The organism is Virgibacillus sp. NKC19-3 (assembly GCF_019837165.1).
GTDB classification, from domain to species: Bacteria; Bacillota; Bacilli; order Bacillales; family Amphibacillaceae; genus Virgibacillus_L; species Virgibacillus_L saliphilus.
The window spans coordinates 1,041,975-1,064,748 of sequence record NZ_JAGYHC010000001.1 but is presented as its reverse complement, the minus strand read 5'-3'; the positions used below and the strand labels follow the sequence as shown (position 1 = coordinate 1,064,748).

General features: G+C 38.3%; 24 protein-coding genes and 1 pseudogene. 6 read left to right on the top strand and 19 right to left on the bottom strand.

The genetic code is table 11. The features are described from left to right. Nucleotides 1-420: 420 nt before the first annotated feature. The 9 genes and pseudogenes from KFZ56_RS05280 to KFZ56_RS05240 form a co-directional block, all read right to left on the bottom strand. Entirely contained in the window at nt 421-1,338 is a 918-nt protein-coding gene (locus KFZ56_RS05280; RefSeq protein WP_222640735.1) for a PAS domain-containing protein, read from the bottom strand. Between the two features lie 661 nt (nt 1,339-1,999). Continuing rightward, nucleotides 2,000-2,967: pseudogene (gene trxB, locus KFZ56_RS05275) on the bottom strand (thioredoxin-disulfide reductase). 170 nt (nt 2,968-3,137) lie between these two features. Beyond that, complete coding sequence (locus KFZ56_RS05270; RefSeq protein ID WP_222640733.1) at nt 3,138-4,151, bottom strand: YncE family protein; 1,014 nt, start codon at nt 4,149-4,151, stop codon at nt 3,138-3,140. A gap of 395 nt (nt 4,152-4,546) precedes the next feature. Further along, a complete protein-coding gene (locus KFZ56_RS05265; RefSeq protein ID WP_222640731.1) occupies nt 4,547-5,887 on the bottom strand; it encodes a dihydrolipoyl dehydrogenase family protein in 1,341 nt (446 codons plus the stop codon). Between the two features lie 39 nt (nt 5,888-5,926). Then, complete coding sequence (gene trxA, locus KFZ56_RS05260) at nt 5,927-6,241, bottom strand: thioredoxin (RefSeq protein ID WP_222640729.1); 315 nt, start codon at nt 6,239-6,241, stop codon at nt 5,927-5,929. Between the two features lie 156 nt (nt 6,242-6,397). Further along, the gene (locus tag KFZ56_RS05255) at nt 6,398-7,069 is read right to left on the bottom strand and encodes an ArsR/SmtB family transcription factor (RefSeq protein ID WP_222640727.1); all 672 of its coding nucleotides are present in this window, start codon (nt 7,067-7,069) and stop codon (nt 6,398-6,400) included. A 238-nt stretch (nt 7,070-7,307) separates the two neighbouring features. Further along, nucleotides 7,308-8,264 (bottom strand): cation diffusion facilitator family transporter, encoded by a 957-nt coding sequence (locus KFZ56_RS05250; protein WP_222640725.1) that lies wholly within the window; start codon nt 8,262-8,264, stop codon nt 7,308-7,310. A 222-nt stretch (nt 8,265-8,486) separates the two neighbouring features. After that, nucleotides 8,487-9,044 carry an FAD-dependent oxidoreductase gene (locus tag KFZ56_RS05245; protein ID WP_222640724.1) on the bottom strand — a complete coding sequence of 186 codons (558 nt, stop codon included), beginning with the start codon at nt 9,042-9,044 and terminating at the stop codon, nt 8,487-8,489. A gap of 196 nt (nt 9,045-9,240) precedes the next feature. Beyond that, complete coding sequence (locus tag KFZ56_RS05240) at nt 9,241-9,564, bottom strand: ArsR/SmtB family transcription factor (protein ID WP_222640723.1); 324 nt, start codon at nt 9,562-9,564, stop codon at nt 9,241-9,243. Between the two features lie 597 nt (nt 9,565-10,161). On the opposite strand from KFZ56_RS05240, the gene KFZ56_RS05235 reads away from it, so the two are divergent. From KFZ56_RS05235 to KFZ56_RS19480, 3 genes are read left to right on the top strand one after another with little or no spacing between them, the layout of a single operon-like run. Beyond that, a complete protein-coding gene (locus KFZ56_RS05235) occupies nt 10,162-11,070 on the top strand; it encodes a c-type cytochrome (RefSeq protein ID WP_222640722.1) in 909 nt (302 codons plus the stop codon). 39 nt (nt 11,071-11,109) lie between these two features. Beyond that, nucleotides 11,110-11,973, top strand: coding sequence for a c-type cytochrome (locus tag KFZ56_RS05230; RefSeq protein WP_222640721.1), 864 nt, complete (start codon nt 11,110-11,112; stop codon nt 11,971-11,973). Continuing rightward, the gene (locus KFZ56_RS19480) at nt 11,966-12,097 is read left to right on the top strand and encodes a hypothetical protein (protein ID WP_255584850.1); all 132 of its coding nucleotides are present in this window, start codon (nt 11,966-11,968) and stop codon (nt 12,095-12,097) included. Before KFZ56_RS05230 ends, KFZ56_RS19480 begins: the two co-directional genes overlap by 8 nt. Nucleotides 12,098-12,186: 89 nt before the next feature. On the opposite strand, the gene KFZ56_RS05225 is transcribed toward KFZ56_RS19480, so the two are convergent. The 6 genes from KFZ56_RS05225 to KFZ56_RS05200 all read right to left on the bottom strand — a co-directional run bounded on the left by KFZ56_RS05225 (nt 12,187) and on the right by KFZ56_RS05200 (nt 16,934). Continuing rightward, entirely contained in the window at nt 12,187-12,765 is a 579-nt protein-coding gene (locus KFZ56_RS05225) for a class I SAM-dependent methyltransferase (protein ID WP_222640720.1), read from the bottom strand. A gap of 38 nt (nt 12,766-12,803) precedes the next feature. After that, on the bottom strand, nt 12,804-13,886 hold the full coding sequence (locus tag KFZ56_RS05220; protein ID WP_255585295.1) for a HAMP domain-containing sensor histidine kinase: 1,083 nt from the start codon (nt 13,884-13,886) through the stop codon (nt 12,804-12,806). Continuing rightward, nucleotides 13,879-14,562 carry a response regulator transcription factor gene (locus KFZ56_RS05215; RefSeq protein ID WP_222640718.1) on the bottom strand — a complete coding sequence of 228 codons (684 nt, stop codon included), beginning with the start codon at nt 14,560-14,562 and terminating at the stop codon, nt 13,879-13,881. The genes KFZ56_RS05220 and KFZ56_RS05215 overlap by 8 nt, the downstream gene beginning before the upstream one ends. Nucleotides 14,563-14,630: 68 nt before the next feature. Next, a complete protein-coding gene (locus tag KFZ56_RS05210; protein WP_222640717.1) occupies nt 14,631-15,389 on the bottom strand; it encodes a cytochrome c biogenesis CcdA family protein in 759 nt (252 codons plus the stop codon). Further along, entirely contained in the window at nt 15,359-16,036 is a 678-nt protein-coding gene (locus KFZ56_RS05205) for a hypothetical protein (protein ID WP_222640715.1), read from the bottom strand. The genes KFZ56_RS05210 and KFZ56_RS05205 overlap by 31 nt, the downstream gene beginning before the upstream one ends. Nucleotides 16,037-16,343: 307 nt before the next feature. Next, nucleotides 16,344-16,934, bottom strand: coding sequence for a TlpA family protein disulfide reductase (locus tag KFZ56_RS05200; RefSeq protein ID WP_222640713.1), 591 nt, complete (start codon nt 16,932-16,934; stop codon nt 16,344-16,346). A gap of 343 nt (nt 16,935-17,277) precedes the next feature. Between KFZ56_RS05200 and KFZ56_RS05195 the strand changes: the two genes are divergently transcribed. After that, nucleotides 17,278-17,877 carry a class I SAM-dependent methyltransferase gene (locus tag KFZ56_RS05195; RefSeq protein ID WP_222640711.1) on the top strand — a complete coding sequence of 200 codons (600 nt, stop codon included), beginning with the start codon at nt 17,278-17,280 and terminating at the stop codon, nt 17,875-17,877. 138 nt (nt 17,878-18,015) lie between these two features. Here the strand turns inward: KFZ56_RS05195 and KFZ56_RS05190 are convergent, their stop codons facing one another. The 4 genes from KFZ56_RS05190 to KFZ56_RS05175 all read right to left on the bottom strand — a co-directional run bounded on the left by KFZ56_RS05190 (nt 18,016) and on the right by KFZ56_RS05175 (nt 22,148). Then, the gene (locus KFZ56_RS05190; RefSeq protein WP_222640709.1) at nt 18,016-19,425 is read right to left on the bottom strand and encodes an MBL fold metallo-hydrolase; all 1,410 of its coding nucleotides are present in this window, start codon (nt 19,423-19,425) and stop codon (nt 18,016-18,018) included. A 239-nt stretch (nt 19,426-19,664) separates the two neighbouring features. After that, entirely contained in the window at nt 19,665-20,246 is a 582-nt protein-coding gene (gene srtD / locus KFZ56_RS05185; RefSeq protein ID WP_255584848.1) for a class D sortase, LPxTATN-specific, read from the bottom strand. Nucleotides 20,247-20,523: 277 nt separating this feature from the next. Further along, the gene (locus KFZ56_RS05180) at nt 20,524-20,784 is read right to left on the bottom strand and encodes a metal-sensitive transcriptional regulator (protein ID WP_222640705.1); all 261 of its coding nucleotides are present in this window, start codon (nt 20,782-20,784) and stop codon (nt 20,524-20,526) included. Between the two features lie 785 nt (nt 20,785-21,569). After that, nucleotides 21,570-22,148 (bottom strand): helix-turn-helix domain-containing protein, encoded by a 579-nt coding sequence (locus tag KFZ56_RS05175; RefSeq protein WP_222640703.1) that lies wholly within the window; start codon nt 22,146-22,148, stop codon nt 21,570-21,572. On the opposite strand from KFZ56_RS05175, the gene KFZ56_RS05170 reads away from it, so the two are divergent. Both KFZ56_RS05170 and KFZ56_RS19475 read left to right on the top strand, forming a co-directional pair. Beyond that, nucleotides 22,108-22,581, top strand: coding sequence for an ATP-binding protein (locus KFZ56_RS05170; RefSeq protein ID WP_309228342.1), 474 nt, complete (start codon nt 22,108-22,110; stop codon nt 22,579-22,581). The two genes, KFZ56_RS05175 and KFZ56_RS05170, sit on opposite strands and share 41 nt — an antisense overlap. After that, nucleotides 22,530-22,769, top strand: coding sequence for an ATP-binding protein (locus KFZ56_RS19475; RefSeq protein ID WP_255585292.1), 240 nt, complete (start codon nt 22,530-22,532; stop codon nt 22,767-22,769). Before KFZ56_RS05170 ends, KFZ56_RS19475 begins: the two co-directional genes overlap by 52 nt. Nucleotides 22,770-22,774 lie beyond the last annotated feature (5 nt).

Sequence of the window (22,774 nt, the reverse complement as noted above, 5' to 3'; positions counted from 1 at the left end):
TAATGTCCCCCGCGGGATTCACCGCTTCTTCCATTAGGAAGGTTTTCATGTTTCTGCTTCTTCGAGTATTGCGTACGCAAAGTGGCAATTCTCCTTAAATGATTCAGCCCTTCCCAGATATTCTAGAAGTATCTGGTACTACGGCTTCGGCTGACTTCTGATAGTTCAGTGAACATTCGCATGTTCAGTTACGGCATGTGTACCGCGTTTCTATCAGACCTCCCAGGGTAAGTACACACTCTTCCTCCCCATATCCCTTCTTCATTTACTCTATGCACCCTTTGGCAGTAAGGGCTTTGACTTGTTATGCAGTCTCACCCAAGTACATCTAGCCTTCTATGAAGTTCGTGTTCCTAAGGGCGGGGATTTGCCGCCGACTTCCTTCAGATTCTGGGTCACCCCAGACACCCTTGTCTTGAGCTAACCACTACTACTGCCTTCGTGATTCGGGACTTTAACCCTAGAGAATGTGCACATGCCTGGCACACATAAAGGACTATGAGGCAACAGTTCATGGACAAGTTTCCCAGAAAATTGATCCGACTGCTTCGCCTCAGCAAACAGGATCTCTTTTGCTGCTGTATTTATCATGGTTATCACACCTTTATGGTCGACCGCTATCATTCCTTCATGGGTTGACTGCAATATCGCTTCCTTTTGCGAGAGTACATGTGAAATTTCCTCCGGCTCCATATTGAACAACAACTTCTTTATATAATAAGCAATCAAAATGGCACCTGCAATCCCTAACAGGAAAACGCCTGCCAGGGTAAGCCATAAAGACTTGCTCTGATTGGCAATAATTCCCTGGATATCATCATTAAGAAAACCAACAGACACTAGGCCGATAATATCTCCTGTTTCATTCATAATAGGTACTTTTCCGCGAATCGAAAGTCCAAGCGACCCTGTACTGCGAGATACATAAGATTCGCCATCCTCCAAGGCACGAGCATTGTCCCCACCTATCATTTCTTCGCCGATTCGCTCCGGGTTTGGATGGGAATAGCGGATCCCCTCTCTATTACCTACAACAATAAATTCCGCACCTGTGTCCTCCCGAATTGGCGCTACCGTTTCCTGAATCACAGAAGCAGGATCCTCCAGCTCAAAGGCCGCTTGTACTTCTGGTATATGAGCAACACTCTCAGCCACGCTTAAAGCGCGTTTTCCGACCTGGTCTTCCATGGAATTGGAAATAAATGTATGTAAAAATCCGGCAAAAAGGATACAAATAGCAGCAATGAGTAAACTAATTAGTGCGATCATCTTAACTTTTAAACTAAATTTTACATTAGGCTCTATTCGCTTGTTCAACTGCTTAGGAAAACGACTCATGTTGGCGACTCCTTTATTAATGTGAAAAGCCTGGGGCATCCATTTTTTGACAGATAGGAAAGTATAAAATACTTTCTTACTGCATAATTGCGAGCCTTGAGACTGGGACAAAAGTGTTTTTAACGAATAAATTCCGAATATACATCGCTTCGGAAAAATACTTCGCACACCTTAGGGGGCGGTTGGTGAGCCCCCTTGTGCGCATCGTGTTGCAAGTGACTTCGAGGGTCAGCACTCCTCGCAAAAAAGATTGCTATCCGCGTCTTTAGGTGTCTCACCTATGCCTTTCCTCCCGCTGGAGTCTCTGTATATTTCCTACGCTAAGTTTAGCAATGTTCGTCTTTTTTAATAAGACACGTTTGTTTTGTCCCAGTCCTAATTTTTCTAATGTTTCTGTGAACCATTATAAAGGGAAATGGATATGTATGTCATCTTGTACAGCAACATTACCAAATTCACTATTATAACTTGTAGATAATAAGCTTTGACTTAATAAAAAAGCAGCAGACTATTATAGTTACAATAATCTACTGCTTTATTTATAAATATCATGTCTATGACCAATTTCTAAATATACAATTATCCCTTTTCTTCCATTTTTGGGTATCGGAGAAGCAAGAGAACCGTCTCCATACCTCCTATATCTATCCGTATCTTGAAATCAATTGTTTACAACCGCTTGTTCAGCTGCTTTATGCTCTTCAGCAAGGGTCTCTACATATTTTATTGCTGTTTCTGCTGCAATACTTCCATCACCAGTCGCCGTTACAATTTGGCGAAGTTCTTTTGCACGAATATCTCCAGCGGCAAAGACACCAGGGATTTTCGTCTCCATATTTTCATTCGTAAGAACATACCCTGCGTCATCAGTAATACCCAATTCTGTAAATGGGTCATTTAAAGGAAGCATTCCAATGTAAATAAAAATGCCATTTGTATCAAAGTCACGGACTTCATTAGATTTCGTATTTTTTAGTGTGATACTACTTACTTTTCCATCTGTTTCATTAAATTTTTCTGGAACAGTATCCCAAATAAAATTAATGTTATCATTATCAAATGCACGTTGCTGTAGAATTTTTTGAGCTCGAAGCTGATCACGTCGATGAACAATCGTGACATTGTTTGCAAAGCGGGTCAGGTAAATGCCTTCTTCAATTGCAGCGTCTCCTCCACCTATAACAACAATATCCTTCTCTTTAAAAAATGCTCCATCACATACTGCGCAATAAGACACGCCGCGCCCTCCAAGTTCTTCCTCACCGGGAACGCCAAGTTTTTATATTGTGCACCAGTCGCAATAATCAAAGCTTTTGTACGATATTCTTTTTTTCCGGCATAAATGGTTTTATAGTTTCCATGATCTTGAATGGACTTGATATCCCCATATGCATATTCCGCACCGAATTTCTTTGCATGATCGAACATTTTATTCGATAGATCCGGACCTAAAATATGCTCGTATCCAGGATAGTTTTCTACATCCTCCGTATTTACCACTTGTCCACCAGGAACCCCACGTTCCAGCATCAATGTATCTAAGTTTGCCCGAGATGCATAAACAGCTGCTGTCATTCCCGCCGGTCCTGCACCAGCAATAATGACATCATACATTTTTGATTCAGACATGTAAATCCCTCCTAATACATAAAGCGTAGGTTCATCCATTAACTCCTTCTAGAGAAACATCCCGCATAGCCCTTAAATGAAATCTCTGATTCATATGAAAATACAGGGAAACTAAAGGCGCGATTGTTTGACCACGCTTAACAAGGTAACGAGTAAACGTTTCAGTAAGTTTATTGTATTGTAATTCCGTTTGGATTTTCACCAACATTTACAGTTGTAATCACTTCATTTTTCTCTATATCAATAACACTAACGGTATTATCATACATATTTGTTACATATACGAATTTATTATCTTTGCTCGTAACAATACCATGAGCGCCATTACCCACTTCGATGGTTGCAATAGCCTCTTTTGTTTCTAAATCGACTTTCGTAACACTATTTGACGGATTCCCAAAGGTTCCTTGATTTGCAACCCAAGCATATTTATCGTCAGATTGAATATAAACTTGGGCAGGGCCTTTACCAACTTTAACCTTCTCTACTTTTTCAGAAGCAACGTCCACAATAGCTAGTGAATTTTCACTATTTAATGTCGCGACAAGTGTTTTTCCATCCTTTGTAATTCCGGTTGTAATCGGTACATTTCCGACTACTATTTTCTTCGTTTCTTCCATTTTCCCTAAATCAATGACGCTAACTGTATTTTCATTCATATTTGCAATATACGCGAATTTACTGTCTGCTGAAATTCTTAAACCGTGCGGACCATTACCTGTTGGAATTGTACGAACCACTTCGTAGGTTTTCATATCAATAACAGACACATTATTATCCCCGGTATTTGTCACAAGAACAAATTGATTGTTTTCTGTAAATACAATGTGAGCAGGATGCGCTCCACTATATATTTCTTTGATTAGTTCGTTTGTTTTGGCATCGTAAAGAGCTGCCTTCTCATTTTTTGTACCGTGTCCGCCATGTCCTTCGTGTCCTTCATGTCCACCATGACCCCCTGAAGGAACAATCGTAATACCTATCATTTTATTTTCAGGTGAAATTTGTACATTATGCACTGTACCCTCAACTTCAATTGATTCGATAACTTTATTTGTTAACGTATCAATCTTTGAAATTCCACCCTCATTTGCCGTAAAGTAAAAAGTGGAATCTGCCGCTTGTTCTTCATGTCCAGGTTGTCCAAGGTTATTTGCTTCTTTCTGATTTTGATTAGTTTCCATATAATTACCTCCATAAATATTTTTTCGCTAATACTGGATAAAATGACTGTCATTAAAATCACTCATTTATTTGGCTCTTAACCAAAATCTATGGTTGGCAAACTAGACTAAAATAGTAAAGACAACCGCTGCGGAAAAACACTACGCTTTTCGCGGGCCCCGAGCTCATCTCATCGGAAAAGTGAGTTCACTTTTTTCCTGTGGGGTCTTCTCTCTGCGCTTTCCCACAGGAGTCTTCGTGTTTTTCCTCCGCTCGCTAGTGTCATTACCATATTTATTCATATATTTAAACCACAGATTATGATGTTAACCCATTTATTATACAATTCATTTATGACCATTTATAAATAGGATAAGCTCCTCCACTAATTCCCCTGTCACGTATTAATAATAATTTATATAAAAATCCTGGTTTTATACGAAATGGCAGGGAAAATAGGTAAAAACGTTTCTTTCCATTCCCTTTTATCTACGTCCATGCCAATAATATCAATAAAATTATTGATATCGTCTGCAGCCGTTTGACTAACTTCAGATGCTCCAACAAGTCTGTTATTATGGTCAAACACCAAGGTTAGTTTAGCATTATAATCGTTCGTTCCAGTATAGAAATAGTCGGATGTGAGATCATGATGTACGACTTCATAATCTTCATTCTCGAGAGCTTCTGAAACGCTAACTCCTGCTTGAGCAATTTGCGGGAACGTAAAAGCGGCACTGCCAATTACCGGATATTTAATAGGAGTATCCGTTTTCCCTTCGAAGTAATCACTCAAATATTCTCCTTCATAAGCAGAGGTGGGAGTTAATTTTGGAGCAACAAGCGGATCTTTGCTCACAACATCTCCAGCGGCATAAACCCCTTTTACATTCGTTTCTAAATAGTCGTTTACCAATACTCCACCACGATCATGTTCTATCCCGACTTCATCAAGGTTTAAATTATCAATATTAGGAACACGACCACTTGCATCTACAACGTAGTCTGTTTCTATTGTTAACCCTTGTTTAGATGCAACAACGTATTTCTCGCCGTTTTTTTCCACATTGCTAACTGCGTGATTAAAGTGAAAAATAATTCCCTGATCTTCCATTTCTTGAACAACATCTTTAACATGTTCCCAGTAAAAGGCTGTTAGCGCTCTGTCAGCAAATTCTACAATTTCTACATGTGCTCCTGCAGCGTTAAGAATAACTGCCAACTCCATACCAATATATCCTCCTCCGATTAATACTACATTTTTCGGAAGATAGTCTAAAGATAGGACATCGTTACTACTAAATGTTAATTCACTTCCTTCGATTGGAAGTTTGTTTGGTTTTTGGCCTGTCGCAATAACAATTTTTTCACCATATATTTCCTCACCATTTACTTTAAGCGTATGACTGTCTATAAAGCTTGCTGTCCCAATTAATGTATCCGCATGGTTTGATTGCATTCCTTTGATCGCATTTTCAGGATGTGCTTCAAAAGTTTGTTTTTTTCTTTTCATCAAATCTTCCCAATTAATTGTCGCCGGTTGAGAAATTCCTTTCCCTGATAGTTGACGCGACATTAGAACTGTTTTTACAGCACCTTCCAGGAAGATTTTTGGTTCACATCCATAATTCGGACAAATTCCACCAAACGCATCTCCTTCTACAATTAATACCTTTTTATTAGAGTCCTTCAATTCAGATGAAAAACTGTTTGCAACAGGACCGCTGCCAATTACAATATAATCGTATTTTTTCATTTAATGTCATTCCTTTCTCTATTTATAGTCCGCAATATCTTATAAGATATTATCGATCTTTTCTTTTAGGATCTCTTTCTGGTTTATTCCAATCATGGTATCCACTGCTTGACCATTCTTGAACAGCATCAATGTTGGAATACTCATAACACCAAATGTGCTAGCTAATTCAGGCTCTTCATCGACATTTACTTTAGCTATCGTTGCATGACCTTCAACCTCATCACTTAACTCATCGACAATTGGTGACTGAACTTTGCATGGTCCACACCAAGCTGCCCAAAAGTCCACAAGTGTTACACCAGATTTTATTTGTTTATCAAATGTTTCTTTTGTTAATGAAATTGTACTCATTACTATCCCTCCTAAATAAATGATTATTCAATTGAATAATTGAATATTACTATAAAAAAAGGTACTGTCAACACAACTGTAATTTAGTAACTTTTTGCTGTTAAAATACCGTGTTGACAATCCCAGCTAAGACATAGCGCAAATGAAACTGTACTCCTAATGACTTACCTGCAAATATTTTTCCCATTCATAAACACTATCTTCCATGCTATAAGCTGTAAAGCCATTTTCGTTTAATTTATTTGCAGCTATAGTTGATACTGCACAAAATTTACCTCGACAATAGACAGCAATCTCCTTATCTTTCGGTAACTTTTGAAGATGGATATCCAACTGATCCATCGGTACAGAAATCGCACCTTTTATATGCCTAAAATTAAATTCATCTTCAGACCTTAAGTCTAAAAGCGTAATAGTATCTCTGTCTAATTTCTCGTATAACTCATCTAATGTGATGGTGTGTGTCTCGTTCATATTTCCCTTAAAATCCTTTTTTATTTGATTAATGTCGGAGAGATGGTTCTCGCTTAATTTCCATAAAGCGGATAAAAAATCAGCGACTGATTCATCAACAAGGGAGTAATATGCATAAGTTCCCTTTTTGGAGAACTTAACCAATTTGGAGTCATGAAGAACCTGAAGGTGTCGAGACACGTTTGCCACCGTCATCCCCGTTAATTCTGCTAGCTTTTCAACTGTTTTTGGTCCATGCGTTAATAAATTTAATAATTCAAGGCGTTTATCACTGGAAAGACTTTTACCAATCCTTGATAACTGTTTATATAACTGATCTTTATATTCTGTTACAGTTAATACAGAATCCTCCATAATCATCATCCTTTTCATCACATATATAAATTGATGTTTTAATCTAAGAAATAAATTACACAACCATACTAACTGGGACATGGTGACTCATTCTATATTCAACAATTTAATTGAATTGTATAATATAATAATATAATCGTCAAGTAGTCTACCAATTCAAGCTGCCATTAAATGTATCAAATATTCCATCAAAAATAAAAACCATGTCGCTCCAATAACATGGTCTTTAAACGCTTCATTAATGACTATGCGCGTGATGATGTCCTTCCATTGCATAACCTGTTTGACACATCAGTGCATTTTTATGTGGGTGCTTTTCCGTTTCTACCTGTATAGTAACGTGATTAATGCCTTTATCCTCCAAGTCATGTTCTATGCGACGAAGCAATGTTTGACTCTTTTCCACCGTCAAATTGCCGTCAACAATAATATGACATGAAAGGGCATGTTGTCCGCTCGTAATACTCCACACATGCAGATCATGGATACCTTTGACCCCTTTTACATGCTTTATCGTTTTAATGACATCATTGATATTCACATTAGCAGGTGTTCCTTCCATCAAGACATGAATCGCATCTTTAGATACTCTCCACCCACTTATTAATACAAGTGTAGCTACAATGATACTTGCTAACGGATCGGCCCATCCCCAGCCGAATGACATGATGAACAAGGCAGCAACAATGGCACCGACAGAACCAAGCAAATCACCTAATACATGAAGAAAGGCGGCACGTATATTTAAGTTCTCGCTTGTATCTCCGCTTCGCATCAATATCCATGCTACTAGAATATTTACCACCAAACCAATAGTAGCAATGATTAACATCCCGGTTGAGGCTACTTCAGATGGATTGAAGAATCGTTGAAAAGCTTCGTAGAAAATAAAAATCGAAATTGCTATGAGCGTAACGCCATTAAAAATAGCAGCTAAAATTTCAAATCGTTTGTATCCATATGTTTTTGCGTAATTTGCAGCCCTTTCGCCCAATAGAAATGCCAGCAAAGCTGCAAATAGTGATATAGAATCACTTAACATATGCCCCGCATCAGCTAAGAGAGCCAAACTTTTAGTAATTAATCCTCCAACCACTTCTAAAATCATAAACACAGTAATTAGGCAAAAACTAATCATTAAAGCTTTTTTGTTTGCACCATGTGTATGGTCATGGCCATGGTGATCATGTCCCATATCAAAACCTCCTAGCCCACTATCGTTTACAGTACGAACAAAAGCGAAAAGCGCCTGGTTAAAAAACATAGAGATTGGAGCGGCGTGAAATCTCCTCGTTTTTGGCGCTTGTAGCTGGACGTAGCCATTAATCAATAATAAGTTATCCATAAGCAAATAATTTTATAATTTCCTAGGGAATAACAAAGCCAGGGCGCCCGGTTAGCAACGTATCGCTACTAATTAAAGTCTATCGTGGTCAACATAACGCTCACCGTTTAATTCACTGAGTAGATTAATAGCAACCTTTGCACCGTCACCCGCTGTAATAATTGCGTGCACACTCACACCTGAGATTATTCCTGCTGCCCAAATACCTTCCATACTTGTTTTCCCTTCCGGAGTTACATCAAGGATCGTTTTCACTCTTGGTTCCGTACCCGGTTTAGTGGTTAAACCTACTTTCTCAGCAAGATCGGCTACCATCCCCGTTGCCAGGATAACATGTTTGGCCTCATATTCCTGTTGATCGGTTTCAACTTTAAAACCGTCCTCTATTTTCGTAATAGTTGTTACTTTGGCTTCAACAAATTCAGCGCCAAAATGCCGAGCCTGATCTTTACCAATTTCGATTAAATCAGGTCCACTAATTTCTTTCACTCCATAATAATTTTTCATCAAAGCTCGTTTAGTTACACCTTTGTCATTATCAATAACCATTGTTTTCTTCCCACTTTTCGCCGTGAATAACGCTGCACTTGCACCAGCAGGACCAGCACCAACGATAACAACATCAAACATTGTAAAACCTCCAGTATTATTTTTTGAAATGCATAACAATATCTAAACATTAATCATACATGCTATAAAAAGGATAAAACAAATCATCACTAGCTTTTGTTTTCACATATGTATGATCCCATTTTATGTAAAGAATAAATGTTAAATTGCGCTAGACGCATATAACGGCGTTTACTATCTATGTACATATGCATTACTAACTATGACAAGCGTGGTTTATCATTTGTTTCAAAATAAGCATAACATGCTCATCATCGTGAGAATAGTAAAGAGTTGTTCCCTCGCGTCGATATTTGACAAGCCGTAAGTTCTTCAGGAAACGCAATTGATGAGATACAGTCGATTGACGCATATCTAATGTCTCTACAATTTCATTTACAGAACATTCTTTTTTAGAAAGCAGATGAAGAATTCGAATTCTCGTTGGATCCCCTAATGCTTTAAACGTTTGTGAAACGATAAATAGTGTTTCGCTATCTAGATCTTGAGTAAAGTCATCTTCATATTCAAAATCCTTCATTTTATTCCGTAACTCCCTTGTATCGATTTCTCATTAAAATATTTCCATCCTTATATGAACATATTACCATATAAATGGTTAAGATGCAACCTTATTTTTTAACATCGTTTGAAATAGGTTCAATAACATTTTTGCATTTTCGAGGAGTCTCCCTATTTCTCTTTCGCTAGCTCGTTGCTAGTACCATAGATTTTGGTGTTGACTTATTAAAAAAATGAGACTTTTACCAGATTTTCATCAAATTTTCATAATTGCCGTGTATCATTTCATTTAAAAGTTATGCAGACATCTTATGATTATAGCGAGCAATTTTGAAAACGATATCATAATGAGAGGGAGTGACGAGTTCTATTGTTATCATTCTTACATATCATATAATGAGTAATTTACCTAAGGAAAAAGCGAGTTAAGAAAATATATTCTGTCATCGATCAGATTAAACAACTCGAATTGCAGAACACAATGGAGAGATTAGGAATTATATGAATATAGCCATATACTTTGATTTACATCCCCTTTAAAGCTATCAATATATTGCTAAAACTATTTCGTGGTATGCATAAGAAATAAAATATACAAATAAAGGGTGAGTCATGAATGAGGGAAGGTAAATTCCTATTCTTTATATTACTGATATTAGTGGTCTCGGCTTGTTCTCAAGATGCAACTGTACAAGAAAAACCCGGAATACCCGAGAATATTCCATCTGTTGAAGATTTGGATCCCGATGATCCAATGACCCCTTATATAAAATATGGGGAGGACATTTTTAATGAGACGGCTACAGTATTACCTGAAAGAACGGGAAATAAAATGTCTTGTGCCAGTTGTCATGCTGATGGGGGTGTATCAAATACAATCTCCATGGTCGGGGTAACAACAAATTATCCTGCTTATCGTCCTCGTGAAAACACTATTTTTACAATTGAAGATCGTATAAATGGATGTATGAAACGTAGTATGGATGGCGAAGCGTTAGAATTTGAAAGTGAAGAAATGCGCGCAATTACGGCGTATTTAACACATATTTCAGAGGATATCAAAAAAGATGATACGGAATGGTTAGGATTAGATTCGATGGAAGAGATTCCTGAACCTGATGTTGATAGAGGGGAAGATCTGTATGTGGAAAAAAACTGTATGTCTTGCCACGCGACAGATGGATCAGGTAAAGGAATGACTTCAGGTCCTCCATTGTGGGGTGACGATTCATTTAATGATGGTGCTGGTATGAATCGATTATCTAATGCAGCTGGTTTTATTCAAGAATATATGCCTAGATATGATCCTGGTTCTTTAACCGATCAAGAAGCGGCCGATATTGCTGCATTTCTTCTATCACAAGAGCGGCCGGTGTGGGAAGGTCATGATGAAGACTGGGAAGAAGGTGGACGTCCTCCCGATATTATTACCCAAGAACGCCGCGAGCAAATCCGTAATGGTACCTTTGACTGGACGGAGCTGGATAATGTCGTACCAGAGAAAAAATATGATTATGAAAAATAGACACGCTAGTAGCAAATTGATTATATGGGAGGGGAGGAAATGCTGAAAAATAAAACCTTATGGGTATGTATGCTTTCCTTAATAATAATTTTTGCAGCATGTTCCGAAAGTACAGTACAAGAAGTTGATGAAAACGAAACAGATGACGATTCCACTCCTCCTTCCGTCGATGATTTAGATCCGGATGATTCGATGACTCCATATATTGAAGACGGAGAAGCATTACTTAAAGGTACCGATACCGTATCATTAAATGATGATACTGGGAATGAATTATCTTGTATGAGTTGTCATACAGATGGAGGGCTATCAAACAATCTTTCATTTGTGGGCGTAACCGGACAATACCCAAAATATGATTCACGCAAGGGGGCCGTAATTACTCTTGAAGAGCGCATCAATGAGAGTATAACTCGTACATTGAATGGAGAAAAGTTGGAGTATGATGGAGAAGAAATGCGTTCCATCATTGCTTATTTGACTTACATTTCGAATGACATTGAAGTTGGAGCAGATATTCAAAAGGATAATGTGGAAGAAATGTCGATAGAAGAAATTCCAGAACCCGATATAACCAACGGTGAGAAACTTTATGAGGAAAAAATGGCTGATTCAAATCTGACCTTATGGGGAGATCAATCGTTCACTGATGGTTCAATGATGAGCCGGATGTCCGTGATGACAAATTATATTAAAAATAACTTTCCCGAGGATGATCAAGGATCATTATCAGATCAGGAGGCAGCTGATGTAGCAGCTTTTATCCTGTCAAAGGAACGACCTGAATGGAAAGATCATGAGTTGGATTGGCCTGATGAAGACCGACCAGGAGATATTATCACTAAAGAAGAACGTGAAGAAATTCAGGAAGGAACGTTTGATTGGAGTCAGATCAATGATTGAAGAACAAAAGCGAAAAGCGCCCGCGCGGAGGCTCGTCCCACCAAAAGATCTGGGACTGCTGGGCGCTGGAGCCGGATGTGGTTTATTTGGCCAAGGGATTATCCACAATCTCAAAATTTTGTAATTTCCATGCCATTAAAAAAAGCTTACTAAAAAGAGCAAGTTCCTTTTCGAAAAAGAAGCTTGCTCTCCTAGTTCTTTATTGAAACATCATTACGTCCCATCTTTTTTCGCCTTTATGGCATAATGGTTAGCATCCAGATAGAATAATTCTGTATTGAACCCATTTTCTTGTAGTACGTTATCCATTTCTTTTGAAGGAATTCTTATCTCAAGCGGGGGGCCGGATTCCGTTTCAACTGCTTCCCAATCCACTAATAATAGATATCCTCCCGGTTTAAGAATGCGTTTGATTTCATCCATCGCCCGACTTAGATCTGTAACTTCATGAATAACAAATGTGTTTAGAACACGGGCTACCGAATGATCAGCGAGATTAATATTTTCAAGGTCACTCACAATGGGTTTTATATTTTGTATATTCGCTGCCTCTGCATTCTCTTTAAGCCTTTCAAGCATTTCCGGTTCAATATCCACAGCATAAACATCATTGTCTGTCAGCCTTGCTAAGGGAAGGCTAAACAGTCCCGGTCCCGCACCTAAATCTGCTACTGTATCATATTCGTTCACATCTAAATAATCTATTATTTTTTCAGGTTGTAATTCCGCTTTCCGTTTCTCACTCATTAATTTATCCGCATTCTTGGGATCAAAACGTTTATTGTGCACCATTATTCACCTCACCAAAAATTATAGTTTTCTTCTTATATTCACTGCCAAAGAGGCAATGTAAACCAAAACGTATGAAATTCGCCATCTGATTCCACACCAATGTTCCCTCCGTGGTGTTCAATAATCTCTTTGGAGATAGCAAGACCGAGGCCTGTTCCCCCTGTATAATAACTTCTCGATGTATCTGTCCGATAAAATCGTTCAAAGATCTGGTCTAATTCTTCAACAGGGATGGCTTGACCTGGGCCAGCAACCGATACACGGTAGCTATTGGCCTTTTTTTCCCCTTTAATAAAAATGGACGCTGTTCCTTGGTAATACCGAATCGCATTATCAAGCAGATTACCGATCACCTGTGAAATATCACCATCATCTATATTGACAACCCCATGTTCAGAATGGACGTCCATCGAAATGCCTGCATTTTCCAATGTCCAATGAAACATTTCAACGGATTGCTCTAGCGTAAGATGCATATCGACCGGCTCTTTCTCGGAAAACGTCTGATTTGAAATAGACTCCCATTCTTTCCATTGTTCTAGCTGTTTAACCATACCAATAAGCCGCTGAGATTCGTCGTAAAGCGATCGGTATAGTTTTTCGTCTCCATCAATCACACCACTACTTAATGCATGTAAATATCCGTTTAGATTTGATAAGGGCGTACGAAATTCATGCGACAGATCTGAAATAGCTTTCTGACGATGCTCTTCATTCATTTTTAACTGGTGGACCATATCGTTAAAATGACCAATCAACTGACCTGTCTCATCTTTGGATGTCACATCGATCGGGTCCGGATAGTGCCCTGTTTTCATCCGCTTTGTCGACTCAATCAATTTATTTAATGGCTTCATTAATTTTCTGGTTATATAAAAATGGGTTAAACTTCCAACTACAATTGCGGCAGCACTGAAAATCCACAAATACTGAAAGAGTACTGTTTCAAATTGTCCCTGTTTTTGCGCATTCATCGACCCCATTCCATCAGCCAATGAACATGCGGCATGATAGATTGACCATCCGCTTAACACAATAAACGCGGTAATCACCATGGTATTAGTAATGGATAAACGCCATAGAAATTGTTTCGGCAACCAAGACCTTCCAAATTTATTCATCAGCAAATTTATACCCCATTCCCCGGACCGTTAAAATCCGTTTCGGATCGGATGGCTTGTCTTCAATTTTTTCGCGGAGTTTTTTGATATGGGCGTCTATCGTACGATCCAATACTGTCTTATCTGCATATGGGTATAACTGATTTATCAAATCTTCTCTGGAGAAGACAACATTTGGACTCTCCATAAAATAATAGAGCAGATTAAATTCATGTTTCGTCAATTTTAACTGCTTGTCAAAAAGCAACACTTCACCCTTCCGCGGCTTAATGCACAACCCTCCATAAGCTATTTTTTGGCAAAACTGTCCTGTCCGTCGCAATACTGCTTCAACATGTGCAACAAGTTCTTCAGGATCGAAGGGCTTCGTTAAATAGTCATCGGCACCCATTTTTAACCCATTGATTTTATCATTAGTACGTGCTTTTGCAGAAACCATAATAATGGATACTTCATTCCGCTCTTGCTCCCTTACCCATGTACAAAATTCCTCCCCACTCATTTTAGGAAGCATTAAATCAAGCAGGATTAGACAGGGATGGTACGTCAAGAATGCCTGCTTCGCATCTTCTCCATCTACAGCCTCAATAACATCATACCCCGCTTTTTCCAGGTAAATAGCTATCAATTCACGAATCATCTTGTCATCTTCAACTACCATAATGGTTTGTTTCACCATGACCACCTCAAGTTAATTGTACTATATGACAATAAAAATTGGTTTTTTCACGGGTTATCTCGATATCATCCCAATTCAGATAACCATGTACCCTCTACCAGATCAAGCAAGAATCCTGTAATACGCGGCATCAGTCCGAAAAATAACACCAAACCCATTATAATCATAACCACTGCTCCAACTTTCATAATCACCTGGCTGTGTCTGACAATCCATTTTGTTGAGCCGAGGAAAAACGTCAACAAAATAAACGGCAATGCAAAACCAATCACATACATCACCGTGTAAAACACACCTTGACTAGGATTACTCGCTGCCAGAAGCAAAATGGATCCGAAAATCGGCCCTATACACGGCGTCCATCCTGCCGCAAAACCAAGCCCGATTAAAAATGTCCCAACATACCCAGCAGGACGCTGGGAGAAATGGTGTCGTTTTTCCTTCATCAATGATGGAATGGTTATCCAACCCGCAACAAATAGCCCCATTACAATAATGAGAATACCAGCGATACGCTGAATAAGCAGCCCTGATTCTCCAATGAGCAAATCTTGTGCCCATTTTCCTATAAATGAAGCACTGGCACCCAAGCTGATAAATACCAATGAAACCGCTAATAGAAAGATCAACGAATGACTTAACAGCTGTCGACGTATTTTCACATCCTGATCTCCCTGCAATTCTTTCACACTGATACCGGTAATATACGACATATAAGCTGGAAATATAGGCAGCACGCATGGGGATAGAAAAGATAAGGCACCTGCCCCCATCGCTAGAAACATTCCAAGAACTACCATTGTGTCTGCTTCAATTCCTCCCATGAATATCTCCTCTTTCTTTTTAAATATAGAATGTATGAAAAACCGATGATGAAAACGAGTCCCAAAAACCATGGTGTGATCATATAACCAAATACAGTGACAAATGGCTGAATAAACAATAATAATAATACACCAAGAGACCAAACCGTTAATATAAGAAGAATGGATGTACCTGACGCGACACGATTTTGCATAAACATAAATACTAACAAAAGTATGGTTAGTAGAATCAAGTACCCAAAAGCAAATGGATTATCATTCCATATGTATTGAATAAATTCAAATGTCAAAGATGCTGTCAATAACACAAGCAGGAAAGACTCCAGAAACAACAATGTATCCAATTGCCACTTGGATGACTTATAAAAAAACAACAACCCACTAAAAAGGAAAGCCAGATAAAATGAATTGGCATCACTGGGGTAAGCCAATATGGTCAATGGATCCTCTATAAAAACAGGGAAGTTCAATATGATTTTTCCAACCCAGACAAAGATGACCAAATTAATAAGTTGTGAAATCATTTCTTCCAGATAGATTTTCCGTTTTTCCTTTGACAAACCACCAAACATAACAAAGATAATAAAACCAAGCCCAAAACCGAAAACAATTGTCCCGATGGCCATTAAATTACTCGTTATCACCACAAAATGATTCCTCCCATTTGTACGCTGATCTTATCATATAGGACCAATGTTAAAATTTGATGAATGTACTTCATTAGAAAGAAAAAAGCAATCAAGGTGCGACTAGTATAAAATCCTTCATTGCTTATCTGAATATATAACTGGGTACTCGTTTTCGCGCATAAATTCCGAAATCACCATATACACCGCAGTGTATAATTACAATATATATCCATCCAGGAATTATCCAATCTATAATCCCGCCGATATCGACCATTTAAACCAATGCAGTCTTTCTGTATCCAAGCCACTTAGTAAACGGAAATAACTATTCCACTTTTTCTAACTCCTGAACCATTAGGTCATAATTCATGGCACCCATGGCAACGTATTGTATATGTCCATTGGAATCAATCATATAGGAAGTAGGATAGGCCATAACCTGATATGTATTAGCAACATCGGAGCTTTCATCCAACAGGACGGGAAATGTCATCTCATATTCTTCCACAAACGCGTTAACCTCTTCCATGCTTTCTTCTGTTTCTGTCAAATCAACTGCTAAAATTTCCACATCCTCATTATTATACAGTTTTTGAAAATCGGGGATTTCTGCCCTGCACGGCGGACACCATGTTGCCCAAAAATTAAGGATGACACGTTGTCCTCGATAATCAGACAAATTCGCCTCCTCCCCTTCCATTGTTTTTAATTGAAAGTCAGGGGCCATTTGACCAACCGAAGTCCCTACTTCATCTGTCTCCTCGACCTCTTCATCGGCAGCAGGCGGTGAAGTCATTTCACCTCCACCTGAGCTATTGTCTTCCTCCATAGATGTTTCATCGTTCGAACTTGTAAAATCATAAACAGCCCAACCAAGCATACCTATAACAACTAGAACAAGAATCGCTTTTTTCATTCCCTGTAACCTCCATATATCCCTTATTATGGTAATCCTGTGTCTCTCATAAGAATGAACCCACCTATCATTCATATGATGAACTAGCAATAACACAATCTTCACTTGTTCTACCAAACCATAATCTGTCTCATTTTTATCATACAAGCGCCATATGAAAATTTGATGAAAATGACATGCTCATTTAAATTACAAAAAACGAAATTTGCAGTCATCTATAATGTATTGTTATTGTGTTTTTATATAATACTTTGTACAATAATCGTAATAAAAGCATGTACAAAACCCATCCAATCATAAATAAACGTTTCTAATCAGATCATAGTCAAGGAGATAAATAATTATGTCAAAAGAACATTGGGATAATAGTTTTGCGGATACAGATTTTGTTTATGGTGAAAAGGAAAATGCCTTTATACACGATATGAGTGGTATCATTCCAGATCATTCAAAAGTAGGTTGTTTTGCTGAAGGGGAAGGCAGGAATGCGGTTTACCTAGCCAAGCTTGGCCATGACGTGACAGCTTACGATCAATCAACAATTGGCCTTGAGAAAACAAAAGTATTAGCTAGTCAAAATAATGTTGACGTTGAAACTGTAGAAGTTGATATAACAAAAGACAAAATACCGGAAAATCAATTTGATGCTGCCATTATGGTATTTGGCCACGTCCCTAAAAAAGATCAGTCGCTTGTAGTAAAGAATATGATTGATTCAGTAAAACCCGGTGGATATGTCATGTTTGAAGTCTATTCTGAAAATCAGCTGGAGTATAAAACAGGAGGCCCCCAGTCTTTTGATATGTTATACAATCCAGCGGAAATTCTGGACTGGATTAAATATCATAAATGTATCCATTTTTATTACGGCGAAGTCAATCGAATAGAAGGAAAAAGACATATTGGTAACGGTCATGTTATTCAAGTCGTGATTGAGAAGTAATCCATCGATCAATGTTAACATAGGGTAGCATTCAGCACACACTTCCTCTTTTTCATATAAATAAACCCGAGCATGGTATTTCAAGCTCGGGTTTCATATTATCTTCTACCAATCGGTTCAGAGCTTATTGGTGTACTGCTAGTTAGACGTTGCTAAATTTTCATTTTTCCATTGGTCAAATCCTCCGGTGATATTGATCACCTCATATCCTTGATTCAATAATATACTTGATGCTATGGCAGAGCGCCTGCCTGTGGCACAATGCACTGCAACTGGTTTATCACCGGATAATTTATCAGCGCCATCCGCAAGTCTATGAAGGGAAATATGTTTAGCTCCTGGAATATGATTGGTTTCCCATTCATCTTGATAGCGGGCATCCAATATTTGTAAGTCTTGCCTTTGCTGCTCTTTTTCGATTTCTTTTGGTGTTTTATTTTCATAGGAACGTGTTTTTCCAGCTGTAACAATTACCGAAGGCGGAAAGAACCCTTTCATTCGATCGAATCCCATTCCGGTCAATATTGTTCGAATTTGATCGATATGGTGGAGCTCTGTAATAAAGTACAAGTCAACGTCATCGTTTGCTAATCGCCCCATCCATTCAGCAAATGAATCCGGAAATGGAATGTTGATCGTTCCTGGAAGGTTTCTATTAGAGAAATCATAAGCATTTCTTGTATCAATAATCATATTCTTGCTCGCTGTTGCTAATTCAGCAACCGAATCTCCATCCAGATCTAATAATACCCCCGTAGGAACTTCAGATAGTGGTGTCATTCCGGAAGGGTTTACTTCTTTCATTTTCGCAAAATAAGCTGGCGGTTCTGGTTGGCCGTCGAGCAGAAAATTGACAAATTCTTGTTCATCATCAGGTTGAAAAGCGGGGTTATACATCTTTTCATATCCTACAGTGCTTGTAGGGACAGCCCCCAACGCTTTTCCACACGCACTACCAGCGCCATGACCAGGCCAGATTTGCATATAGTCTTGATATTTTTTGAACTGCTGTAACGAATGGAATAATTGACGAGCTCCTCTGTCAGCAGAGTCTTTTATTCCAACGGATTTCTCCAGCAAATCAGGTCGACCTACGTCACCTACAAAAACAAAATCTCCCGTAAAAACTCCGATAGGGTATTCAGCATTTGGACAATCTGTTAATTCATAGGAAATATGCTCCGGTGTGTGTCCGGGTGTATGGATTGCTTTTAACTGCACATTTCCAACTGAAACAACATCACCATCTTTAAGCCCCTGCTGGGGAAGTGAAGATTCGAAATTATATCCTCCGTTTGTTTCGCCTTCAGCGGAATGATAAATTGTCGCTCCCGTTCTGCGGGCTAATTCAGTTACCCCTGATACAAAATCAGCATGAATATGAGTCTCCATAGCCTTATTAATGGTATACCCCTCTTGACGGGCAACTGATAAATATGCTTCAATATTTCGGGCTGGATCAATGATGGCTGCTTCCCCAGTGGCTTGACACCCCACCATATAAGAGGCTTGTGCTAGATGCTTATCATAAAAGTATTTGAGATACATTTTAATTACCTCCCTCTACATAGTTTAAATATCTTTGAAATGCTCCCTTTTTGAAAAAAATGTATGCTTCTTATCATATACCCGTTTTTCTATATTTTATAAATATATGCCCTCTTCATTTGGATATTTCACACATATCATATACATTCAATGTGAAAATTTGATGAAAGAAACCTTACATTCTATGGATTTTTCTATTACCACGAACGTTAATATCAGATGACGTTACATCGCTTGTCCTATTGAGGATAAGCATATAATACATATCGGTCAGGTGCACTCCCCACCATGGAGAATGGATAACAAGTAGAAACCGTTAAATATTCATCTTTTCGCGAAGGGTCAATCACAGTCGTATTGTCTTCCGGAACAATCTCATGATCCCTTATCTGATAAATATAGGTCCCATATTCCATATTTACATGGAACTCATCCCCATCTTCTAATTGATCAAAATTCCTAAAAACAGTATCTCGATGGCCGGAAAGAAGTATTTGCTTATTCTGACCCGGTAATCCTGTATCATAGTAATGCCCCACTCCCTGGGCAAGCTCTTCTTCATCCGTACCTTCAACTATAGGTATCTCACGTTCTAATTTAGGTATGTACAATAAACCGATCGTATCCCCAGTTTTATACTCCAAATCCAGCATTTCTTCCTTCGCTATTTCTTTTGAGCTCTGATTCTCTTCTGAAAGCATCGCATGTGCTTCAGAAAGTCTTTCGTTTTCTTCACTAGACGAACTCCACATCTGATAACCACTAAACGCTAAAATAAAAACTCCGGCAATGACCAGTATCCAGGAAAATAACTTTAACAACTTATCACCTCTTCCAATTAAAATAAGATTTATAGTGTATACTTTTGGTTCATATATAGTTAATTCCATTCTATTTTCCGCAAATTATGTTATCTATCATGGAAGAGTTCGGTTATTATTTTTAAAATCTCGTTTCTATCTATGGTACACCCTTATTGTGAAAATTTGATGAATATACTTTCTTGGAAAGAAAAAAAGCAATCAAGGCGCGTCAAACGAATCCTCCATTGCTTATCTAATATTTATTTGGGGATGCTCTTTTATCTCCGGAACCTGGTTACCGACTTTTAACAAGCAGATTTACCGCTTCCTTTATATTATCTTCCGTACTTTCACCAGGCTCCTCCTCTTCACGAATGCACTTCTCCAGATTTCTGCTGACAATTAATGCGATTGCACGATCAAGCGCATTTCTGGCAGCAGACATCTGATTCACTACATCACGACATTCTTTGCCCTCATCCATTGCTTTTAAGAGTCCTCTGACTTGTCCCTCAATACGTTTCACTCTATTTTTCACCTGATCATCATAGTCCATGGTGGGTACTCCTTTCTATAAAACAATCATACTCACATTTACTATATACCCCTACGTGTATAATTGCAATTGATATACACGCAGACTTTAAACCGGATGGCTTCGCCGATATCCATTACGCTTAAAAATAGGATGGAAAAGATTAATATAACTTATCACGATATGTTATTAGACCAAATAGTTGCTGTGAGTTAGAATAAGTGCATCTGCAAATGGAAAGGGAAGAGATATGATGATATATCAATTGGGTGTTCCCAAAGCATCACTGCTATCATACTATTGATTAGTTTCTTCCATTAATACAGACAAACAGACATTACTCATTTTCACACAACTCTTCAGAATTCACTATCACTGTATTGGTATAATACAAACTGTCAATATTTCAATATTTTAATGTTATTATTTATTAAATGCTTCAATAAAACCAACTTCAAAGAAAATATAAAATGAATATTCAAATAATAATTTTGATTAATACAATTGATTATGAAATATAACTGGACAGTGAAAAGTTCTCTGTCTTTTTGCAGGAAAAATAACCCTTTCTGTCGAATATGCTGATAACCTAAGGTTCCCATACCACAAAGGAGATCAGATCGCTGAAAGGGTAATATGAAATAGTTTATCCTATTTTCAGACGATTGACCATACCTATGTTAAAATATATCGATTCTATCTTACGTGCATTTCGTCCCTGCTTTTCCAGAGAAGCCACCTACAAGTGGTTTATTATTGTTATTATCGGCTTGTTGCTGCGCTCGGATCAATTGGGTGTCACCACTTCAATGATACAGATTCGGCTTGGTTTCTAATGTCTTCCCGCGACGATCCTGAAGAGTTTGTTCGCCATCTTTCTGGTATTTACGAACCCAATTATAAACTTGTTGATAGGAGACTTTATACTTCTCCGCTGCTTGATGATAATTGGAATCATTGGCAATCGCATATTGGACAATCTCTATCCGTTCTTTGAATGTGGTTTTACGTCCTCCGCTCATTTTAACGCTTCCTTTACTCGTGGATGTAATCCCTTTTCCACTAGTATAATGGTTAATCCAACGTTGTAAAACCGATCGGGACGAAATATGAAATTGGTTACATGTGCTTTCTAGGCTCCCTCCTTTATACAGATAAAACTCGACAGCTTGTTGTTTTAATTCCGCAGAATAGGGTCTCCAGTTTCTTGATTCTTTCAAGCCATCCACTCCATCAGCCTGATATTGACGGACCCATCTTTTAATCGTGTCCGCATTGGTTTCATGTTCTCGAGCTATAGTACTTATAGATCTCCTCTTGTCTAATACTTGCCGAACTACTTGAATTCGTTCCTCCAGTTCATGTCTGGTCGCTCTTTTAGACATAAAAAATACTCCCTTCATAATAGGAGAGAATTTTTATTTTTTCTCTGTCTACTATAAAGGGAGCATATCACTTCAAGAAAAGTCTCTTTCTTCTTTTCAATGGCACGACCAAATTCACTTTCCTCCCCGAATAGATGCGAAAGAACTGGAGAGGCTACATTTTATTCAAGCAAAAGAAAATCTAATTTTAACGGGATCGCCAGGTACAGGAAAAACACATTTAGCTACTGCCATCGGCTATGAGGCATGCAAGATAGGAGTGGAAGTAAGGTTTTACCGTGTATCTGATTTGGTGGGGAACCTGGAAAATCTTGGAAAGGGGATAAGCTGGGAGCTTTCCAAAGTAAATTCAGAAATGTTGATCTCATCATTTTGGACGAAATGGGATACGTCCCTTTTACCACCGAAGGTGCTGAACTCTTCTTTCAGCTAATCTCTGCCTGGTATGAACAGAAAAGTCTTATTATTACGTCCAATTTGGAATTCAGTCAGTGGAATCGTATTTTCGGAGACTCCAGATTAACAGCAGCACTTGTAGATCGCGTTATTCATCATGCGCACATATTGAATTTTACTGGTGATAGTTTTAGAATCACCCATGCATTATCGAGAAATAACTGATTAAA